A 19,483-nucleotide genomic window follows, 5' to 3' on the forward strand; every position below is an offset into this window, starting at 1 on the left:
GATCTAAACACCCCATTCTTGAAAAATTTCTTCCGTGTGCTCACCTTTGAGAGGCGGCTTACGATAAATCTGAAACTCGTAGTCTGTTAGTTTAACTGGATAGCCTACGGTCGTAGTTTGCGTATGATTCGGGAGCGCTAGCTCGTGAATCAAACCACTTTCCTTCACCACAGGATCATGCAAAATGTCCTCAAACGTATTGATCGGCGCACACGGGACACCTCGTCCATCAAAAATGTCGAGCCATTCTGCAGCGGTTTTCAGGCTAAATGCTTCCTGCAGAAGCAATGCCAGTTCCTTCTGATGCTTCGCGCGCAGCGTCTGATTCTGAAAACGCGGATCGTCAGCTAGCGCTGGCAGCTCCACGGCATCCACTACCTCTCGCCACAGTTTCTCGTTGCCAGCTGCAATAACGAATGGCTTATCACTGCCATGATAACCTTGGTACGGCGCATTGCGTGGATGGGCGCTGCCCAACCGCTTGGGCGCCACGCCATTGCCGTAATACTCGCTAGTCTGCAAAGCGGATATGCCTAGCACACTAGCTAACATGGAGCAATCAATGTAGCTGCCTTTCCCGCTTCGCGAAGCTAGATGAATCGCCGCAACGACCGTATAGGCACCATAGAGGCCTGCCACGAAATCAGCCACAGGAACCCCGCATTTGACAGGTGCGCCATCCTCTTCACCCGTCACACTCATCAATCCGCTAATCGCTTGAATGGTCACATCGAAGGCGCCTTTTTGTGCGTAAGCACCCTTTTGCCCGTAGCCAGAAATGGAACAATACACGAGCTTCGGATTCACTTCCACTAATCGCTCATAGTTAAGCCCGAATTTCGCCAGTACACCTGGACGATAGTTTTCGACAATGACATCGGCATGCGCACATAGTTCGCGTAACCGCTCTAAGTCCGCAGGCGCTTTAAAATCAATAGCTATGCTGCGTTTATTTCGATTCAACGAACTGAAATTGGAGCTATAGCTCTCTCCTTCTTCGTTCGTGATAAATGGCGGCCATTCTCGCATACTGTCCCCCACATCAGGCCGCTCAACCTTGACCACATCCGCGCCCAGATCAGCGAACAACATTCCCGCGAAGGGACCTGCCGCTATTTGACCAAATTCAATGACTTTGATGCCTGCAAGAGGGCCGTGATTGTTCTTGCTCATATGCGCTTCGCTCCTCTTTGTTTGGTAGTAAGAGATGATTCCAGATCATTAGTTAAAAACTGGACTTATATTATCATGCTTCGTAATCACATCTCGAGCGTTCCCAGTGGCCACGTCATGGATATGCCTAGGCTGTTTCCCAATATCCGTCCCATAAATATGAATTGTAATGGCTGCCTCATCAAATGGATTCGCAACACCATGGATATCATAATCCGGTGGGTACACAAAAGAGATATCACCTTGGGTAGCTGTGACCTCCGAAACCTCACGAACTGTGTAGCGTGGCTCGGCAGATTCGCCATGATCTTCACGACGATAGCGTTTCTCCACAATTGACCCGCGGTAAACGCCAACTAGCCCCCAAACCAAATGGTCGTGAACTGGGGCAACTTGTCCCGCTCCCCAGACGAATGCGATGACGGCGAATGACTCATTCTCCGGCCTATACAGCAAATACTGCGCATATTTATTCGGCAGCGGCGCATGCAAGCTCGCAGGAAGCAACTGCTCATTGGTCAGCAATTCCTGCAAATGCGGCCGCACTTGATCAATGATTGTCCGATAATCCTGATGACTAGCTAAGATACCTGAAATATTCGCTTCCAACTGATGAAACGCTTGGTTCGCACTCATGGCCATCCCTCTTTCTATGATTGAACTACTGCACTTTTTATATAAGCACCGAAGTGTTGCTTCGCAAACAATGGATATATGCGTCTCAATTCATGACTTACCCCATAACGAAGTGTTGCTAGCTCGATAGTTGAAGGGGGGTCGAGGCTTGGAATCGATGTATCATCATCGTTGTTCAAACCTAGATCAAAACCAGTCCTCCCCTGTACCTCTGCTGGCTTCACGCCTGGAACGGTTGCAGCTAATCTTAATCTGCGCTCAGGTCCGATCGGTTTCATTACGCCTAGGGGTGTATACACACCAACTAATCCGTTTTGATGATAAACGCCTTTCCCCGATGAAGGTGTCGATGTGACGAAATCGAGCGTTTCAGGGAACCCTTTGAGTCCATGGTCCGTTTTAAATAGGAAAATGCGTTTGCATGTAAAATACACAACCCCTGAGCCCGCTCCTCCAGGAAGTCTCACTTTCGGCTTTCCATAATCGCCGATCGCATGCAGATTGATACGTCCGTAGCTGTCGATTTGAGCACCGCTCAGAAAGAACACATCCATACCGCCCCGCTGCATGAGATCAAAGAATTCTCGCGTTCCTTGAAAAGGCCAATCACACTGCCCGAGAATATAAACGGAGGCTTGCTTCGCATGCATCGCTTTGGCAAGTAATGCAGCCGCAGCAGGGATAGGTGAGTTATTCCCGACTCCAATAACCTCGTGATTGCGCAGCTCTCTAGCCAAATAACAAATCATGGCTTCCTCCATGGAATAGGAAGACAACCCATCCTGCTCCATACGACTCATACGGTACCTCCCTTCACTACGTGTTAATGAAGCTCTTCACATACATCTCAAAAGAAGCATCTGCTCTAGAAGCTTCCATATAAATGGAAATTGCCTCATCATCTACCTCATAGTAACCTGGACAAGCCGTAGGTAAAGCACCACCTGGTGCATGAATGACACCGTTGAGAAACAGCGATGGGATGAACGCTACGCCATGGTTAGATTCACTAAGCAACTCCTCAGGGGACACGATCTCCTCCACCGAAACAAATGCCTTCACGGAAGCTTGCGCGAGCAGTCGATTGTTCTGCGCTGGGTGAGCAATAACATTACCGAGTGTATCTGCCTTGTAGCCATGAAAAATCGCTACGTCTGGTCGAATCGCCGGCACGATGGCAATGTTCTCCTCCGCATTGTACGGATTCTTGATCTCTTGAAAATCGGGTCTAATTTGCATATAATCCGTCCCGAGCAGCCCTCGCACTGGCGTGAAGGGTATGCCTGAAGCACCAGCCCCAATTGCTGCAGTTAGTGTTGGACAAGCATGCTCCAATCCGACAATTGCACCTTGCTCGAATTTGCGCCGGAAGTTTAGTCCAAACCCGTACTCCCCCATCGAAATCTGTGAGAATTCAACGGTTGTGACTACGCCAGCTCCGATCAGGAGATCAGCATTCACTGCCGCAGCACCCGTACAAACAAGATATAATTCGCGCCTCTTAGCGCGGATGATTTCACGAATGAGGGACATCGGAGACATCTCCATATTGCCGCTTACAGCAAGCTTCGTACCATCCGGGATTTGTGCAACCGCTTCTTGGATGGATATTAATTTGGATGGCACATCCTTCACTCCTTCTTTCAAGAGGTTGTTCAACCTCCATCACTTACAATGGATAATGACAAGCCGCATAATGACCGGGTGCAATCGGCGCTAATTCAGGAACAACTTCACGGCATAGTGCCGTCGCAGCTGGGCAGCGCGTATGAAAGCGGCAGCCTGATGGCGGTCTTGCTGGCGATGGCATTTCGCCTTCCAATGGCACGAAGCTTCGCTTACGTTTGGGATCTGGCACTGGAATGGCAGACAGAAGCGCCTTCGTGTAGTGATGTGCAGGATGCCTAAACAGCTCATCAGTTGGTGCAATTTCAACTAGCTTACCTAAGTACATGACGCCTATACGATCCGAAATATAGCGAACAATATTAAGGCCATGTGCGATGAACAAATACGTTAAATTCATGCGTTGCTGTATGTCTTGCATCAGATTTACAATCTGTGATTGGACTGAAACGTCTAAGGCGGAAACTGCTTCATCAGCTAAGATAAACTTGGGATTCAGCGCAATGGCACGAGCAATCCCAATCCGTTGGCGCTGTCCGCCTGAGAATTCATGCGGCAACCGATCGTACCAGGACGGATTCAATCCCACGAGCTCCATAACGGACTCCACTTTGGCTCTTTTGGCGGACCCACGTAAAGACTCGTGCACCCAGAAGGGTTCACCGATAATATCTCCCACTTTCCAGCGAGGATTAATGGAGCCATACGGATCCTGAAACACGATTTGCATGTCCCGTCGTGTTTCCTTCCACCCTTGTGAGCCTGATTGAATGAGATCTCTGCCTTCAAAATGAATACTGCCCGCTGTCGCTTTCTCCAGCTGAAGAAGTACACGACCTAGCGTGGATTTACCGCATCCCGATTCTCCAACAAGGCCGAAAGTTTCCCCTTTGCGAATATCAAAGGAAACATCATCCACCGCCTTAATGGAGGTGCGGCCACGACCAAACCAACCTTGTCGAATCGGGAAATATTTCTTCACGTTCTTCACTTGGAGCAAAGGCGGCTCAGTCCCCAGCGCCCATGCATCATCACGAAGCCCATCGTTGACATGCAGCTCGGTAGGAGCGGTCGTTACCGCATCCCCGAAAAACTCGGCTGCCAAATGATCAATCCGCTCCGCATTCCAACACGCGACCTCACGGCCGTGAAGTTCCTGCAGAGGTGGATCTTCACTTAAACAGCGATCCGTTGCATAGGGGCAACGTGGATGGAAACGGCAGCCTGTCGGCAAATTGGACAAGCTGGGAATCGTGCCTTTGATCGTATACAGCTTCAAGCCACGCACATTATCCAGTGTGACAATGGAATGAAGAAGCCCCTGTGTATAGGGATGGGCTGGATTTTCGAATAACTGATGCACAGGCGATTGCTCAACAACCTTACCCGCATACATAACCACGACGCGGTCCGCCATTTCAGCGGCAATACCGAGATCATGGGTAATCAATAGAATCGACATCTGGAATTCATCTTTCAGCTCACGCAGCAAACTCAAGATTTGCGCTTGAATCGTAACATCCAACGCGGTTGTAGGTTCATCAGCGATGAGCAGCTCAGGTCCGCAAGCTAGTGCCATGGCGATCATTGCCCTTTGACGCATGCCTCCTGAAAGCTCATACGGATATTGCCCCATCCGAATTTCCGGTTCTGGTATGCCCACTCTGCGCAGTAAGGATATCGCCTTTTCCTTAGCTCCCAGCTTCGAAATTCGCTCATGACGAACAATGACTTCGATGATTTGGCTTCCAATTGTGAAGATGGGATCTAGCGCCGTCATCGGCTCTTGGAAAATCATCGCGATTTTCTTCCCACGCAGATCACTGATTTCCTTCTGTGACAGTCCCACTAAACTTTGCCCATCGAGCTTGATATCGCCATGTGAAATATAGCCGCCATCATAGTTAATAAGACGCATAATCGACAAAGAGGTAATCGTCTTTCCACTCCCTGACTCCCCAACCAAACACACAATTTCGCCAGTTCCGATGGTTAGACTAATATTGTTGATCGCATTGAGTGAACCGCTGGCTGTTTGAAAATCAACTGACAATGCATCTATTTCGAGTAATGGTTTCATTCGCTAAGCCCTCGATTTCTTTGGATCCATGCGATCACGAATTTCGTCACCAATGAGATTAACCACAATGACCAGCAAGGTAATAGCCAGCCCTGGGAACGTAGCTACCCACCAAGCTACCGTCATATAGCTGCGTCCTTGGGACAGCATATAGCCCCAATCCGGAATCTCTTTCACCACGCCCAGTCCAAGGAAACTTAGACCTGTACCTACTAGAATGGAGCTCCCTACACCGATCGTCATCATGACGAGCAGCGGAGAGAAGCAATTCGGCAAAATATGACGGATCATGATCTCGAGATGTGAAGTCCCCACCGCACGCGCAGCATCAATGAATGGCCGATTGCGAATAGAGATCACTTGGCTGCGCACAACTCTTGCTTTTCCAGGTATCGTAGCCACACTAATGGCCAATATCACGTTGAAGAAACTAGGACCAAGAGCAACCGAAATGGCTATCGCCAGTAGAATCCCCGGTATTGTCATCAAAATATCATTGAAACGCATAAACAAGGAATCGACAGTTCCGCCCCAATACCCCGCGATAAGTCCGAATAATGTTCCAATGCAGCCGCCAATCACGACGGAAACGACCCCCATAATGAGTGACTGCCTGCTGCCATAGATGACGAGAGTCCACACGTCACGACCGAATTGATCCGTACCAAGCGGATGCGAAAAGCTTGGCGATTTCAAGAGTTGATCCGTCAGCATCTCCGTTGGCGAGTAAGGAGCAATCCAAGAAGGAACGATGGCACACAAAACCAGAAAAGCTAAAATAAATAGAGACAGACTTAGCAATGCCTTGGATAAGTTAAGCTTTTTTAGCCGAATTCGGAAGCTTAACAGCTCCTGTCTCTTCCGCAGCAGCCTTTCTGTTGTTACCGTGTTGAACAGCATGAGAGTCAACTCCCTTCATAGTTATCCTGACTTACGAACACGCGGATCCACATAGGAATAGGACACATCCACCATCAAGTTGACCAAAATATTAAAAAGTCCTGTAATCAGAATCGCCGCCTGAATCACCGGAATATCTTTCTGATTGATCGCGTCTACCACTAATTTTCCTAAGCCTTGCCTAGAAAAGACAGTCTCGGTCACAACAGCTCCAGAGAGCATCTCCCCAACTAACAAACCAAGAATCGTAACCGCAGGCAGCAAAGCATTCCGCAGCACGTGCTTATAGAGCACGATTTTTTCGGACAACCCCTTCGCTCGCAGTGTCAGGACAAAGGGTTCATGAATGACTTCCAGCACGCTATTTCGCACCATCCGGGTTAGCATCCCAGCGCCTGTCACCCCTAAAGCGAACGACGGTAGAATCAACTGTTTGAAGCTGCCATTCCCAATCGCGGGCAAGAGCTGTAGATGCACCGAAAAGACGAGGATAAGCAGAATGCCGAGCCAAAACTTGGGCATGGAGACGCCTAACAAGCTAATGACACGCACGATATAGTCCAACACCCGATTCTTATACACAGCTGATAGCACGCCTAGAATGAACCCGACGATGATGGCAAAAATAGTGCTCAATAAGGCTAGAGAAAGCGTTGCGGGCAGTTGAGCCAGTAGCCGATCTATAACAGGTTGACTGTTAGCGAAGGAATGCCCGAAATCTCCCCGAATACTTTTCCATAAATACACGGCATATTGCTGCCAAAGCGGCTGATCTAAGCCAAATTGCTTTCTTAAATAGTCGATGCGCTCAGGTGAGGCGTCCTCACCTGCAATCATCTGGGCCGGATCACCGGGAAGCCAGTGAATGATTAAGAAAACAAGCGTCAACGAACCTAGAATGACTGGAATGGAGACGATGAGCCTGTTCAAGATATACTTCACCATCCGTGACTCCCCCTCGTGATCTTATTTTTGAATCCAAGCATCATAGAACACAGGCCATGCTGGCGAATCGAACGTAATCCCCTTCACTTCTTTCGTGGAAGCAACAGAATAGTTAAACACATAGGCTGGAATCCCGTAGACATTATCAATAATGTATTCTTGTGCGTTTTGATAAATCGTTTTCCGTTTCTCAGGGTCTGTTTCCAAGTAGCCTTGCTCCAAAAACTCATCTAATTTAGGATCATTCGTTTTCGCAATATTATTTGTCTTAGAAGGACCTTTGGTAGAGTAAAGTTGTCTGAGCACATCTGGATCCCCTGAGAATTGGCTGCCCGCGATCAGGTCATAATCACCTTTATTGCGGCGATCTGTGTATGTACCAGTAGGCAAAGAAATGACTTTCAGCTCGATCCCTACTTGTTTCAACTGCTGGGTGAATATCGCAATCAAATCAAGCCGCTTCTCGCGATTTCCTTGTGTATCAATGACTTCAACTGTGAGTCGTTTACCGTCCTTGGAACGGTAGCCATCCGTACCCTTGATCCAACCCGCTTCTTCCAGCGTTTGATTGGACTTGGCTGCATCTACCTTGTAGGCATTCTCCCTAGTCGGTGAATAGGCAAACTGCTGTGGAGAAAGCGGCGACCAGCCTTGCTTCGAGGTGCCTAAGTAAATCGTCTTCACGGCCGAGTCGATATCCAGCGCCGAGCGGAACGCTTGTCGTATTTTCAGATCATTCCAAGGCGCCCTCTGAATATTTAAATAGAGTGTATAGTTGGCTTGCAAAAGCTCTGTTTCCTGTACGTTAAAATTACGATCCGCCTTCAAAGCCACGAGATTCTGCGGAGGAATAATGTCCGCTACCTGTACCTGCTTACTTTGCAGAACGCTGACGCGCGTTGCTTCTTCTTCTACATATTTCACTGTTAATTTATCTAAGTACGCAGGGCCTTGATGCTTCGCATTGGAAGGGCCCCAGTTGTAGTCCGGATTTTTCTCAAGTTCAACTTGTGAGCTAGGTGTGATTTTCTTCAGCTTAAAAGGTCCCGTGCCTACTGGGTTTTGCGGGAATGCATCGCCATACTTCTTCACAGCTGTCGGAGAGACGAAGCCCAAATCGACTTTGGCTGCATTGCTCAGGAACGGCGCGAAGGTCGACTTAAAATTCACCTTGACGGTGAATTCATCGATGACTTCCGTTGACTGATACGAGCCAAGCTCGTTCAATGCGATGGACGCTTTGGTCGCTGGATCGATAATCCGATCAAAGTTAAATTTCACAGCCTCCGCATTAAACGGCGTGCCATCATGGAATTTCACATCCTTGCGCAGGTGGAACGTATAGCTCTTCTTATCCGAGGAAAGCTCCCAATCTGTCGCTAACCACGGCTTAATCGTGTGATCAGGAAGCTCCACAACTAAGCTGTCATAAATAGAGCGCATGACTCTAGTCGTTGGAGCGAAGCCCGCTTTATGCGCGTCTAAGCTGTCTGATGTCACCGTACCTGCGAGCGCCCACACAAGCTCACCGCCTGGCGTCACCGTACCTGCTTCTTGTGATGCACCGTCCTTGGATCCTCCATTCTTCGAGGCTTCCCCACAGCCTGTTACGATCAAAGTACTAATAAGTAAACCGCCAATAATGGATCCGATTCTCTTTTTCATATCATTTCTCCCTCTAAGCTTATGCTTGAGCTATTCTCTGTTTGGTATAGCGGTTTACTGGGATTTCAAGCCCTAAATTGCCTCGTAACGTATCACTTTCGTACTCTTCCCGATAAATGCCGCGCTCCTGAAGGATGGGTACAACCAGCTCAACGAAATCCTTAAGCACACTAGGTATGCCCGTATGAATAATAAAACCGTCGGCTGCGCCTTCTTCAAACCATTGTTGAACAGTATCTGCGATCTGCTCAGGCGTACCGACGAAGCTGCTTCTTGGCGTTGCAAATCGCAGTGCCGTTTGACGAAGGGTCAAATTTTCTTCCTTGGCAATTCGCTTAATCCGATCTGTTGAACTACGGTAGCTGTTGCTGCCAAGATCACCAAGATCCGGGAATGGCTCATCCAACGGATACTGTTTGAAATCGTGGTAAGTGAATGGACGACCCAGCTGATCAAGCGCATCCTCCAACGTCACTAACCCTGCAATTGCCTGATATTTGCTCTCTGCTTCTTCTGCCGTCCGTCCAATGATTGGACTGATGCCTGGGAACACGAGGATTTCCTCGCTCGCCCTGCCATAACTAGCCGCACGCGCTTTAATATCTTGATAAAATGCTTTTGCTTCCTTGATTGATTCGTGTCCTGTGAATATCGCATTCGCACTCTTCGCCGCTAAATTGCGACCATCGTCCGACCCGCCAGCTTGGAAAATCACAGGCTGACCTTGCTGCGAACGGGCAATGTTCAATGGCCCCTGCACGGAGAAATGCTTGCCTTTATGATTCAACGCATGCAGCTTGCTGGGATCAAAGAACTGACCGGTTGATTTATCTCGCGTGAATGCGTCATCTTCCCAAGAGTCCCATAGACCACGTACAACCTCCAAATGCTCCTCTGCGATCCGATAACGCTCATCATGGGCATAGTGCTCATCCCTGCTATAATTACGAGCTGCACCTTCAAGCCCCGTCGTCACAACGTTCCATCCTGCTCGCCCGCTACTAATGTGATCCAGTGAAGCAAACTGTCTTGCCACAGTGAATGGTTGCGTGAAAGACGCAGTTAGCGTCCCCACCAGACCAATCTTCGAGGTAACGGCTCCGAGTGCTGATAGAACTGTTAGAGGCTCCAGCCTGTTTAAATAATGAGGAGCTGATTTCTCCGTAATATAGGTGCTATCGACGATAAAAACAAAATCAAATTTGCCTTCCTCTGCTTGCAACGCTTGCCCGGCATAATAATCAAAATCAACACTGGCATCCCCCGGTATTTCTGGATTTCGCCATGTATATTTAGAAGTACCTACACCTGTAATTGTGGCACCTAGTTTAAGTTTTCTTTGTTTGGACATGTGTTTCTCCTCCTTATGAGTTCAGCACTTTGGCTTTGCTATTCCGGTTAATCGGTACTTCCAAACCTAAATGACCACGCAGTGTGTCATGTTCATATTCCGTTCGATATAAGCCGCGTTCTTGTAAAATCGGCACAACCAATTCCACGAAATCCTGCAATGCTCCCGGTATCCCCACACCAATAATGAATCCGTCAGACGCTCCTTCTTCCACCCATTGCTGAATCGTATCAGCGATCTTCTCCGGTGTGCCCACGAAATTCCCTTTTGGTGTTGCAAAACGTAGAGCCACTTGTCGCAATGTCAAATTGTGTTCTTTCGCTAATCGCTTGATCTTCGCTGAGCCGCCTTGTTGGCTGTTAGCCCCCAAATCTCCAAGATCTGGGAAAGGTTCATCCAACGGGTATACACTAAAATCAAAATCATTGAAGGGTCGACCCAACGCAATAATCGCTTTGTCGATGGATACGAGATTGACCGTTTCGAGGTACTTTCGCTCAGCTTCTTCTTCCGTGCGGCCAATGATTGGTCGAATGCCAGGAAGGATCGAAACATCATCAGCGTTGCGACCGAAGGAAACGACTCTGCGTTTAATATCCGCATAATACGCCTTGGCTTCCTCGATATTCTCATGTCCAACGAAGATGGCATCTGCATTTTTGGAAGCAAAATTACGGCCATCCTCGGAAGTTCCTGCCTGGAAAATGACAGGCTGCCCTTGCTTCGAACGGGCAATGTTCAGTGTACCCTGTACGGAGAAGAACTCACCTTTGTGATTCAAGGTATGCAGCTTCGCCGGGTTAAAAAACTGACCAGTCTCTTTATTCCGCGTGAATGCATCATCTTCCCATGAATCCCATAAGCCTTTCACCACATCCACATGCTCTTGCGCAATACGATAACGCTTCTCATGCGGGGGATGCTCATCCTTGCTATAATTGTTCGCACTGCCCGATAACCAAGAAGTGACTACGTTCCAACCCGCGCGCCCTTTGCTGATCAAGTCCAGTGAAGCGAATTGCCTAGCCACTGTGAAAGGCTCGCTATAGCTGACGGTTACTGTCGCAACAAGTCCGATCCGTTTCGTGACGGCTGCAAGTGCGGATAGAATCGTGAGCGGTTCGAAACGATTCAAGTAATGGGGACTTGATTTTTCAGTGATATGAACACTATCTGCGATGAACGCAAAATCAAATTTCCCCGCTTCCGCTGTTTGGGCTTGATGTTTATAAAATTGAAAATTCGTGCTTGCATCCGTGATTGCATCAGGATGTTTCCAATCTTCCCATCCTCCGCCTACACCATGAATCATTGCACCTAGTTTAATTTTCTTTGTCTTTGCCATTTGAATCAGCCTCCTATAAATTATATTTGATTATTCCGATGCACTTAATGGTATTTATCATAAAACAGGATCTTTCTGTTGTACAATTCAAAAAGATGAACGCTTGATTCATTTTTTATGAATATACAAGTAAACCACTTGGATTAATTAGAATTCATGTTATGATAGTTGTAAGACTTTGTAAAATTGAAAAATCCGATGGTATACTTCACAAATCATGAACCAAATCTTAGGAGAGGACAGGTGTTCCTATGGATATTCGCAATATCAAAACCTTTCAAACCATTATCAGGCTCGGTAGTTTTCAGCGTGCGGCCGAGGAGCTGCAATACGGCCAATCGACCGTAACCATGCATATACAGAAGCTCGAAAGTGATCTGGGGGTTAAGCTTTTAGAACGTGGGAAAAAGCTGACGCTAACGGAGGCTGGCAGATTGTTTCATCAGAATGCCGATCTGTTGCTGAAGGATTATGATTATCTGCAAGCTTCTATGGATGAACTCGTCAAAGGGGATGCAGGGATCATTCGTCTCGGGGTCATGGAACCCACAGCTAGCTATCGACTGCCACAGCTGCTTGGTCCCTTCCTGCGTCAGCATCCCAAAGTGAAGATCAGCATTCACATTGGCAACACGACAGTACTTGGCCAGATGCTCCATGAGGGAAGCATTGATATGGCTATTTGCTCGACGCCTAATACGGGATTAGACCATTCCTTCGAGCCTCTTTTCATCGAAAGACTCGCACTGCTCGTCCCAGAAACCCATTCGTTAGCTTCGAAATCATCTATTCGTTTAAGGGATTTACAGCATGAACACTTACTTATCACAAACTCGCAATGCCCTTATCGTCAAAAGCTAGAAAATGCCTTGCTCGAAAATGGCGGCAGCCCCTACTCCGGCATGGAGATCGGCAATATGGCTGCGCTCAAATACTATGTACAAGCCGATTTCGGCATTGCGGTTGTTCCTGTCATTTCAGCAACGCCTACTCCTCAAGGCACTGTACTTAAAGCGATTGATGATTTGGATTCCGGTTTAGTTACAGGCTTACTGCGCAAAATGAATGCCAGCACCTTCAGCTTAGCGACAGAGAGTCTCGTCAAGATTTTCCGTAAGGAGCTAAAAAGCCCGATATCTTCAGCCTCTTGAGGATCGAGATACAAAAAAAGCAGTATTCCTGAGTTAGGAATACTGCTTTTTCATTTGTCGTCTTGTTTGATGGAAACCTGATCTGGATTGTCTGGCACATTCTTTCGTTTCCAGTTTTTCGGGTTGAGGTAGCTTCTATATTTCTTGGCAACCTCTTTGCCTAATAAAATGCCGCCCGTCCAGAAGGTAACCTCACTGAAAATTAGAAGCCCCGCAATCCACTTGGCCATACCGCCTCCCGTATGTATGAAAAATGGTATCGTAAAAGCACTTAAAAAAGCGATTGTCGACAGAATTAACAAGCTGATGCCTAGTTTTTTGGCCACGTCATGTCCCCCTTATGTTTCAAATAAAACCTGTCCTGTTTGCGAGAGATCATAGCCCTGAATCGGACGCAGTTCATGATGGAATGCTTCTGACTGCAACACTTGTTTAGCAGCTTCAATCCATGCCAGATTATCCGGTTTCTTGAGCATGACAAGATCAACGCGCTCCCTAATCAGTGGGATGAATTCAACCCCCCCGACCATATAAGCCGCTTTCTCTATCCCTACGCCGAAGTCGGCTTCACCAAGTGCCACTTTGCCCGCGACACCCATATGGTTGGATTCTTCCTGATCGTACCCTTGTATCTGTTGCCACGGAATGCCGTGAAGCCTGAGCTGTTCATCTAAGAGAACGCGTGCCCCAGAGCCCTTCTCACGATTTGCAAGCAGTAGATGGGGTTGCTGGAGATCCGCCCAGCCGCGAAGTTGCTTGGGGTTCCCCTTTTGAACATATAAGCCTGCAGACCGAGAGACAAGATTTATGACGACATAAGAAGATCCGATCAGTAATTTCCGTATATAGGGAATGTTATATTCACCGGTGTCACCGTCTAATAAATGCGTACTGACAATGTCTGATTCACCTTTATACATCGCAATTAAGCTGTCCAAGCTGCCTACGTAGGAGCGGAGCGGTCTGATCTGCGGGGCTTTTCTCTCCAAATGTTTCGCCAAAATATCTAAACTAACATCCTGCCCTGTAATGACTACCGAAGGTTGGGATACGTTCTTTATTGTGACATGTTGCTGAATTGGAACGGTTTCCATAGGCTCGGTCTTAATCTCATGCCCTCGACCACTTTTGGCACGCATTTTATAGGCTTCAAGATCTGCTGCATCTACACGCATTTGCTTGCCAACTCGATAGGCCGGGAGATCCCCTTTTTTGATCAAATCATAAACCGTTAGCTTGGAGATTTTCAAAAGTTTGGAGATGTCTTCCGTCGTATAGGATATGTCGCTTGTCATCATTTTCCTCCAGGGGGTCGATGTCTCCTTCTATCATAAGCGCAGGAGCTAGGTAATTCAAACTTTAGTTATTTACGTATCAACGTTGTTCAACTATAATCATTTATATCTAAACCATACTATTTATATTTAAATAGATAGACATTTACTTGCGGAGGGGTTACTATGCTAAAAAATGTTATGTTCCGTTCTATATTATTTCTTCTAATTGTCGTTTGTACCGTAGTAACAGGATGCTCCAAGCTAGTGGAACAGTCCAATGTCGAACTAACCATTTCAGCGGCAGCAAGCTTAACGGATGCCATGAAAGAAATTCAAACCAGCTTCGAGAAGAAACATACGCACATTAAGCTTCAGTATAATTTCGGTGCCTCCGGCGCCCTGCAGCAGCAAATCGAACAAGGCGCTCCAGCTGATGTCTTCCTATCTGCAGCTAGCAAAAACATGAAAGAGCTCGTCGATAAATCGTTGATCGATGCTTCACAGCAAAGCAATTTGCTGCTCAATGGCTTGGTGGTCATCGTACCCGTAGATAGCAAATTGAATGTGCAAAAGCTTGAAGGTCTCTCTTCTGCTAGCGTCACACATATTGCTGTTGGCGAACCTCAAACCGTTCCTGCTGGCAGCTATGCCAAAGAAGCCTTAACGAACGCGAAGCTCTGGGACCCGCTGCAAGCCAAAATCGTGCAAGGCAAAGATGTCCGTCAAGTCCTCACCTATGTAGAGTCAGGTAATGCTGAGGCAGGCTTCGTGTATAAAACAGACGCGTTAACGTCTACGAAGGTGAAAATTGCCCTCACGGTCGATCCCCAATCATACAAACCGATCGAATATCCTGCTGGGATTGTCAAAGCGAGCAAACATAGCAAAGAAGCAACCGAATTTTACACCTATTTGAAAAGTAAAGAAGCACAGGACGTATTCGTGAAGTTCGGCTTCACGATTCCCCAATAGCTATGGACAACATCACATGGAGTGAGTTTGCTTCACCAATTATGCTATCTTTGAAAGTCGCATTGGTCGCTAGTGTCTTCGTTCTGTTGCTTGGCGGATATGCGGCATGGCAAATGACTCGGCGGAGCTTCCGCGGGAAATCCTTGGTCGAGACGGCCTTTATGCTGCCGCTGGTACTGCCGCCAACGGTAGTTGGATTTATCTTGCTCGTGATGCTCGGCAAGAAAAGCTGGATCGGCACTGTGATGGACACTCTGTTCCATCAATCGATTATTTTCACTTGGGGGGCGGCCGTGATCGCTTCGATCGTTGTCGCTTTCCCCCTCGTATATCAAACGATGAAGACCGGCTTCGCTTCGGTCAAAGCGGATCTAGAGAACGCCGCGCGATCCGCTGGAGCTAACGAGTGGCAGGTGCTGTGGTACATCACCCTGCCACTTGCGTGGCGCTCAGTCCGCTCGGCCTACATCCTCGGCTTTGCGCGAGGACTCGGTGAATTCGGTGCCACTCTGATGATCGCGGGCAATATTCCGCATCGCACCCAAACCTTGCCAACCGCCATCTACATCGCGGTTGAGGCGGGTAATCACACGCTCGCTTGGTGCTGGGCAGGCGCGATCATTGCCATTTCGTTCGGCTTCTTGCTGCTGGCGAATCGGAGGGGGCGGAATGAGGCGTGACACATGTCGGATTTCAAAGCCTGTAGTGATGAAAATCATCACTACAGGCTTTATCCATCTGAATCAAACTTCACTTGATTTCCCAGGAAATTAGATTTATTTTTCACAGATCATCTGTCGCCACCACACATACGACAAAAAGCCACCTATTCCCTAATGGAAAAGGTGGCTTTTCATTTCAACTACTTCGCATCCGCCGCGCATCGAAACCCGATGTTGCCGGTTGAGCTGTCTGGTGTATTTTTACTGCGTGCCGCAACACGATAGCGATTGCAATATGAACGGTGGCACAGGTATGAGCCGCCACGAAGTACTCGTGTGTCTCCAGATGGAGGGCCGACAGGGTTGTCCCTTTTGCCCTTCACATGGTAATTCGGGCTAAACCAATCAGAGCACCACTCCCACACGTTGCCTGCCACGTTATACAAGCCGTATGCATTGGGCTCGAACGCTTTGACGGGCGCAGTGCCTGCGTAGCCGTCACTTTGATTGTTTTTGTCAGGAAACTTTCCTTGCCAAATGTTACACATATGCCGTCCGCCTGGCTTAAGCTCGTCTCCCCAAGGATAACGCTTCTGGGCTAGCCCACCTCGAGCAGCATATTCCCATTCGGCTTCTGTTGGTAGACGTTTGCCTGCCCATTTGCAATAGGCCATCGCATCGCTCCATGAAACATGGATAGCCGGGTGATCCCAGCGATCTTCGACATGGGAATCGGGCCCCTCGGGATGCAACCAATCTGCCCCCTCAACCACCCACCACCATGGGGTCTGCTGTACTTTATTCTGCACACGTGCTGCTGTTGCTTCGGACACAAACAAGTGAAAAACAAATGACCAGCCAAAGGATTCGGCCTCTGTTTTGTAATTCGTCGCATCAACAAATTGCTTGAAATCAGCATTCGTTACCGCACAAGTGTCTATGTAGAAGGGTTTTAAATTAATCTCACGTACAGGACCTTCGCCATCCGCCGGGAATCCCTCGCGGTCATCCGTTCCCATTAGAAATTTCCCTCCAGGGATTAATACCATACCTTCTTTGCCAATTGGACCGGCTGCCATTGGTATCTCAACTGAAACTAACACTTCCGGATGTACCGATGGTTGATCGGATGACGCACGGCTGGCAGAACAGCAAGTTTTATTATTCGTATCCATAACTGTCGTCCTCTCATTTTCGTACTATCAGTTGTCTGCTATTAACTAAATATAGCAATTCCGACGAGAGCCGACAATACAATGGTTGCAAGTGGATGCCATTTGTACTTATGTACAACAATAAACACACCCGCCGCGATTCCAATAGTAAATAAAACCTGCCACGAAAATAGTTGCTGTGTACGGTCTGAGAAGCCAAAATGGATGGCCGCATAGACGATTAATCCTGTTACAATCGGTCTCAACCCATAAAAAGTGATATGCACCGCTCTACTTTGAACTATTTTATAAAAGAAAGAAGAAATGATAAGGACAATAACCAGCGACGGCAATACAATGCCAATCGTTGAAATAATAGCACCGAGAATGCCATCTGCTTTATAGCCAATTATTGTTGCTGTATTCGTTGCAATCGGCCCAGGCGCCATCCCTGCCACAGCCACACTCTGAGCAAAATGCTCTGTCGTCATCCATTCATGCTGCTCTACCTCATGTTGAATGATCGGAATCATCGCATAGCCGCCGCCGAATGACATGAATCCTATTTTCAAAAAAGTAATAAACAGCTCCCATAACAACATCTACATCCCCACCTTTCTCATATCCCATCCGCGATATAATAATCGTAGTAGGTGTACCCATTGTAGGATGTGTGTACAGGTTCTTTGCCTTTTTCCAAGCTAATTTGGAAGCCAAACGTTTCTTTCACTTTGACAAAAACAAATCCAATAAACAAACCGATGAGAATTATGAAAAGCGGATTGATTGGAAGCAGCAACAGAATCGCTACAGTGCCAATTGCCGTAACTAACGTAGTTTTATCAAAAATAGCCGAACGTGCCATATTGTATGCCGCTAATACGATGAGACCAATGATTGCTCCATGAATGCCTTTGAATGCGGCCACGACTTTCGGATCTGCCTGCATGAAAATCAAGAAAATGCTTAGTGTTAAGGCAATTAGAAATGTTGGTAAAGCAATGCCGATGACGGCTGCCGCTGCACCAGGTATACCCGCCAAACGATAGCCAATAAATGCCGATGCATTTACGCCGATCCCGCCAGGCGCAGAGCCTGCTATCGATACGATATTGGATATCTCGTCTTGTTTGATCCATTCTCGCTTTTCTACCACTTCCCTCTCAATGACAGGAATCATTGCATATCCCCCGCCAAACGTGGAAGGTCCGATCTTGAGAAATGTCCAGAATATATCCAAACAAAGATGTAATTGATGATTTCGCATATGGATTCCCCCTCTAGCCCATTTGTATGGTATCTTAATTATACCCCACTTAACTCCAAATTGGAATAAACAATTTAGAGATTCGGGCTTACTTGAAAAATGTTCACTAGTATAGTCACGAAATTAATTCCTTTAATCCGATCGTTTCACTTAGTTTAATTCAATATGATTTTAAGTTTTTATAATGGGAGAGCGCTAGACAAATAACACTCACGTAAGAAAAATGGCTAAATAGTTCAGCAGAATCAGACTATTGGCTTTTTATTACTAGTAATCTTTGTTTTAATTCAGAATTATCGGACTAATGCAGCTTCTCGCGAAGTCCTAGTATGATCAGCGGTGATGTAGTAAATATTAGTAGTTTGAGTCGCTGTACATTTACCCTGTAAAAGCACAAATAGCCAAGAGATGGATATCCATCTCTTGGCTTCACCTGTCACTTATCATTTATCACTTATCACCCTTCACCTGCCACAGCCATTTGTCCAGAGAAGATGGAAGGTCCCTGCAGCGCCTTCGATAAGAAACGGATCTTGCATCCAAGGTCTCCACGTCCCTAAGCCACTTGTTTATGAAAGACGAAGTTGGAGGCTTCCATGCTGACGACGATATCCAACGCGCATATTTGCTCATAGGCCGCAATTAGTTTCTCATGTTTTGGACATCGTAAGCTAAAAACCAAGTGCATGACCGGGCTTTCCCCGCCATTTCCTTTCGCTACTATTGGAGAAGGAGAATTCTCTGGCATCATCTTGAGATGAATCACCTGTATGCCCTGTTCCCCGAAGCGAGCGGTTAGCGAGCTGAGGAATCCAGGATGCTCATTAATCATAATTTCGACTTCATGAGTACGTCGGTGTCTGATGATATGCTTCTCTAACTTATTCAAGACATACAGACTGATGAGGACTAAAAAGGTACAGACCAGCGCTCCGGTAATAAAGCCTGCCCCGACGCTTAAACCGATGGCTGCAACCAGCCAGACGGAAGCAGCGGTCGTCAATCCTTTAATAACATTACCGTTTCGCAAAATGGCGCCAGCGCCTAGAAAGCCAATGCCGCTGACAACCTGGGCAGCTAACCGAGAGGGATCGATGCGGACATTGGCTTCATTGACAAAGTCAGAGAAGCCATACTCCGACAACAGCATGATGGTCGCCGAGCCCAAACAAACTAGAATATGCGTTCGAAAACCTGCCGCATGATTGTTCCATTCCCTTTCAAGACCGATCAAACCGCCAAGAATGACCGCTAACACCATCCGAATAATTAAATCCAT

19 protein-coding genes are annotated in these 19,483 nt (G+C 47.4%); 3 read left to right on the forward strand and 16 right to left on the reverse strand.

Annotated features, from left to right (window positions below):
- Nucleotides 1-3: 3 nt before the first annotated feature.
- From ACSQ8P_RS24375 to ACSQ8P_RS24420, 10 genes are read right to left on the reverse strand one after another with little or no spacing between them, the layout of a single operon-like run.
- Nucleotides 4-1,173, reverse strand: a complete 1,170-nt coding sequence (locus ACSQ8P_RS24375) for a CaiB/BaiF CoA transferase family protein (protein WP_436237556.1) — start codon at nt 1,171-1,173, stop codon at nt 4-6.
- Between the two features lie 48 nt (nt 1,174-1,221).
- Complete coding sequence (locus ACSQ8P_RS24380; RefSeq protein WP_436237557.1) at nt 1,222-1,809, reverse strand: hypothetical protein; 588 nt, start codon at nt 1,807-1,809, stop codon at nt 1,222-1,224.
- Nucleotides 1,810-1,823: 14 nt separating this feature from the next.
- Nucleotides 1,824-2,609, reverse strand: a complete 786-nt coding sequence (locus tag ACSQ8P_RS24385; protein ID WP_436237558.1) for a CoA-transferase — start codon at nt 2,607-2,609, stop codon at nt 1,824-1,826.
- Between the two features lie 16 nt (nt 2,610-2,625).
- Entirely contained in the window at nt 2,626-3,435 is an 810-nt protein-coding gene (locus tag ACSQ8P_RS24390) for a CoA transferase subunit A (protein WP_436237559.1), read from the reverse strand.
- A 43-nt stretch (nt 3,436-3,478) separates the two neighbouring features.
- On the reverse strand, nt 3,479-5,515 hold the full coding sequence (locus tag ACSQ8P_RS24395) for an ABC transporter ATP-binding protein (RefSeq protein ID WP_436237560.1): 2,037 nt from the start codon (nt 5,513-5,515) through the stop codon (nt 3,479-3,481).
- A gap of 3 nt (nt 5,516-5,518) precedes the next feature.
- Complete coding sequence (locus ACSQ8P_RS24400) at nt 5,519-6,415, reverse strand: ABC transporter permease (protein ID WP_436237561.1); 897 nt, start codon at nt 6,413-6,415, stop codon at nt 5,519-5,521.
- A gap of 21 nt (nt 6,416-6,436) precedes the next feature.
- On the reverse strand, nt 6,437-7,360 hold the full coding sequence (locus ACSQ8P_RS24405; protein ID WP_436237562.1) for an ABC transporter permease: 924 nt from the start codon (nt 7,358-7,360) through the stop codon (nt 6,437-6,439).
- A gap of 21 nt (nt 7,361-7,381) precedes the next feature.
- Nucleotides 7,382-9,025 (reverse strand): ABC transporter substrate-binding protein, encoded by a 1,644-nt coding sequence (locus ACSQ8P_RS24410; RefSeq protein ID WP_436237563.1) that lies wholly within the window; start codon nt 9,023-9,025, stop codon nt 7,382-7,384.
- 19 nt (nt 9,026-9,044) lie between these two features.
- Entirely contained in the window at nt 9,045-10,376 is a 1,332-nt protein-coding gene (locus tag ACSQ8P_RS24415; RefSeq protein ID WP_436237564.1) for an LLM class flavin-dependent oxidoreductase, read from the reverse strand.
- A 13-nt stretch (nt 10,377-10,389) separates the two neighbouring features.
- Nucleotides 10,390-11,721: an LLM class flavin-dependent oxidoreductase gene (locus tag ACSQ8P_RS24420; protein ID WP_436237565.1), complete on the reverse strand. Its 1,332-nt coding sequence runs from the start codon at nt 11,719-11,721 to the stop codon at nt 10,390-10,392.
- Between the two features lie 251 nt (nt 11,722-11,972).
- Here ACSQ8P_RS24420 and ACSQ8P_RS24425 point away from each other — a divergent pair, with 251 nt between their 5' ends.
- Nucleotides 11,973-12,872, forward strand: coding sequence for a LysR family transcriptional regulator (locus ACSQ8P_RS24425; protein ID WP_436237566.1), 900 nt, complete (start codon nt 11,973-11,975; stop codon nt 12,870-12,872).
- 50 nt (nt 12,873-12,922) lie between these two features.
- Here ACSQ8P_RS24425 and ACSQ8P_RS24430 read toward each other — a convergent pair whose 3' ends face one another.
- Both ACSQ8P_RS24430 and ACSQ8P_RS24435 read right to left on the reverse strand, forming a co-directional pair.
- On the reverse strand, nt 12,923-13,198 hold the full coding sequence (locus ACSQ8P_RS24430) for a transporter suffix domain-containing protein (RefSeq protein WP_436237567.1): 276 nt from the start codon (nt 13,196-13,198) through the stop codon (nt 12,923-12,925).
- A 12-nt stretch (nt 13,199-13,210) separates the two neighbouring features.
- Entirely contained in the window at nt 13,211-14,167 is a 957-nt protein-coding gene (locus ACSQ8P_RS24435; RefSeq protein ID WP_436237568.1) for a substrate-binding domain-containing protein, read from the reverse strand.
- A gap of 165 nt (nt 14,168-14,332) precedes the next feature.
- Between ACSQ8P_RS24435 and modA the strand changes: the two genes are divergently transcribed.
- Both modA and modB read left to right on the forward strand, forming a co-directional pair.
- Nucleotides 14,333-15,121, forward strand: a complete 789-nt coding sequence (gene modA, locus ACSQ8P_RS24440) for a molybdate ABC transporter substrate-binding protein (RefSeq protein WP_436237569.1) — start codon at nt 14,333-14,335, stop codon at nt 15,119-15,121.
- Nucleotides 15,122-15,123: 2 nt separating this feature from the next.
- Entirely contained in the window at nt 15,124-15,801 is a 678-nt protein-coding gene (modB, locus tag ACSQ8P_RS24445; protein WP_436237570.1) for a molybdate ABC transporter permease subunit, read from the forward strand.
- A 182-nt stretch (nt 15,802-15,983) separates the two neighbouring features.
- On the opposite strand, the gene ACSQ8P_RS24450 is transcribed toward modB, so the two are convergent.
- The 4 genes from ACSQ8P_RS24450 to ACSQ8P_RS24465 all read right to left on the reverse strand — a co-directional run bounded on the left by ACSQ8P_RS24450 (nt 15,984) and on the right by ACSQ8P_RS24465 (nt 19,483).
- Complete coding sequence (locus ACSQ8P_RS24450; protein WP_436237571.1) at nt 15,984-16,958, reverse strand: formylglycine-generating enzyme family protein; 975 nt, start codon at nt 16,956-16,958, stop codon at nt 15,984-15,986.
- A gap of 41 nt (nt 16,959-16,999) precedes the next feature.
- Entirely contained in the window at nt 17,000-17,539 is a 540-nt protein-coding gene (locus tag ACSQ8P_RS24455; RefSeq protein ID WP_436237572.1) for a chromate transporter, read from the reverse strand.
- A gap of 17 nt (nt 17,540-17,556) precedes the next feature.
- Nucleotides 17,557-18,204, reverse strand: a complete 648-nt coding sequence (locus tag ACSQ8P_RS24460; RefSeq protein WP_436237573.1) for a chromate transporter — start codon at nt 18,202-18,204, stop codon at nt 17,557-17,559.
- Nucleotides 18,205-18,760: 556 nt separating this feature from the next.
- Entirely contained in the window at nt 18,761-19,483 is a 723-nt protein-coding gene (locus ACSQ8P_RS24465) for an MgtC/SapB family protein (protein ID WP_436237574.1), read from the reverse strand.

It is taken from the genome of Paenibacillus sp. LjRoot153, assembly GCF_964253085.1.
In the GTDB taxonomy this organism is placed as follows: domain Bacteria; phylum Bacillota; class Bacilli; order Paenibacillales; family NBRC-103111; genus Paenibacillus_E.

What these genes read in the sequence shown, in the direction of transcription:
- ACSQ8P_RS24455 (WP_436237572.1), bottom strand. Translation starts at nt 17,539, where the DNA reads ATGTTGTTATGGGAGCTGTTTATTACTTTTTTGAAAATAGGATTCATG.
- ACSQ8P_RS24465 (WP_436237574.1), bottom strand. Translation starts at nt 19,483, where the DNA reads ATGGATTTAATTATTCGGATGGTGTTAGCGGTCATTCTTGGCGGTTTG.
- ACSQ8P_RS24450 (WP_436237571.1), bottom strand. Translation starts at nt 16,958, where the DNA reads ATGGATACGAATAATAAAACTTGCTGTTCTGCCAGCCGTGCGTCATCC.
- ACSQ8P_RS24420 (WP_436237565.1), bottom strand. Translation starts at nt 11,721, where the DNA reads ATGGCAAAGACAAAGAAAATTAAACTAGGTGCAATGATTCATGGTGTA.
- ACSQ8P_RS24400 (WP_436237561.1), bottom strand. Translation starts at nt 6,415, where the DNA reads ATGCTGTTCAACACGGTAACAACAGAAAGGCTGCTGCGGAAGAGACAG.
- modA (WP_436237569.1), top strand. Translation starts at nt 14,333, where the DNA reads ATGCTAAAAAATGTTATGTTCCGTTCTATATTATTTCTTCTAATTGTC.
- ACSQ8P_RS24380 (WP_436237557.1), bottom strand. Translation starts at nt 1,809, where the DNA reads ATGAGTGCGAACCAAGCGTTTCATCAGTTGGAAGCGAATATTTCAGGT.
- ACSQ8P_RS24460 (WP_436237573.1), bottom strand. Translation starts at nt 18,204, where the DNA reads ATGCGAAATCATCAATTACATCTTTGTTTGGATATATTCTGGACATTT.
- ACSQ8P_RS24375 (WP_436237556.1), bottom strand. Translation starts at nt 1,173, where the DNA reads ATGAGCAAGAACAATCACGGCCCTCTTGCAGGCATCAAAGTCATTGAA.
- modB (WP_436237570.1), top strand. Translation starts at nt 15,124, where the DNA reads ATGGACAACATCACATGGAGTGAGTTTGCTTCACCAATTATGCTATCT.
- ACSQ8P_RS24435 (WP_436237568.1), bottom strand. Translation starts at nt 14,167, where the DNA reads ATGACAAGCGACATATCCTATACGACGGAAGACATCTCCAAACTTTTG.
- ACSQ8P_RS24425 (WP_436237566.1), top strand. Translation starts at nt 11,973, where the DNA reads ATGGATATTCGCAATATCAAAACCTTTCAAACCATTATCAGGCTCGGT.
- ACSQ8P_RS24385 (WP_436237558.1), bottom strand. Translation starts at nt 2,609, where the DNA reads ATGAGTCGTATGGAGCAGGATGGGTTGTCTTCCTATTCCATGGAGGAA.
- ACSQ8P_RS24415 (WP_436237564.1), bottom strand. Translation starts at nt 10,376, where the DNA reads ATGTCCAAACAAAGAAAACTTAAACTAGGTGCCACAATTACAGGTGTA.
- ACSQ8P_RS24405 (WP_436237562.1), bottom strand. Translation starts at nt 7,360, where the DNA reads ATGGTGAAGTATATCTTGAACAGGCTCATCGTCTCCATTCCAGTCATT.
- ACSQ8P_RS24410 (WP_436237563.1), bottom strand. Translation starts at nt 9,025, where the DNA reads ATGAAAAAGAGAATCGGATCCATTATTGGCGGTTTACTTATTAGTACT.
- ACSQ8P_RS24395 (WP_436237560.1), bottom strand. Translation starts at nt 5,515, where the DNA reads ATGAAACCATTACTCGAAATAGATGCATTGTCAGTTGATTTTCAAACA.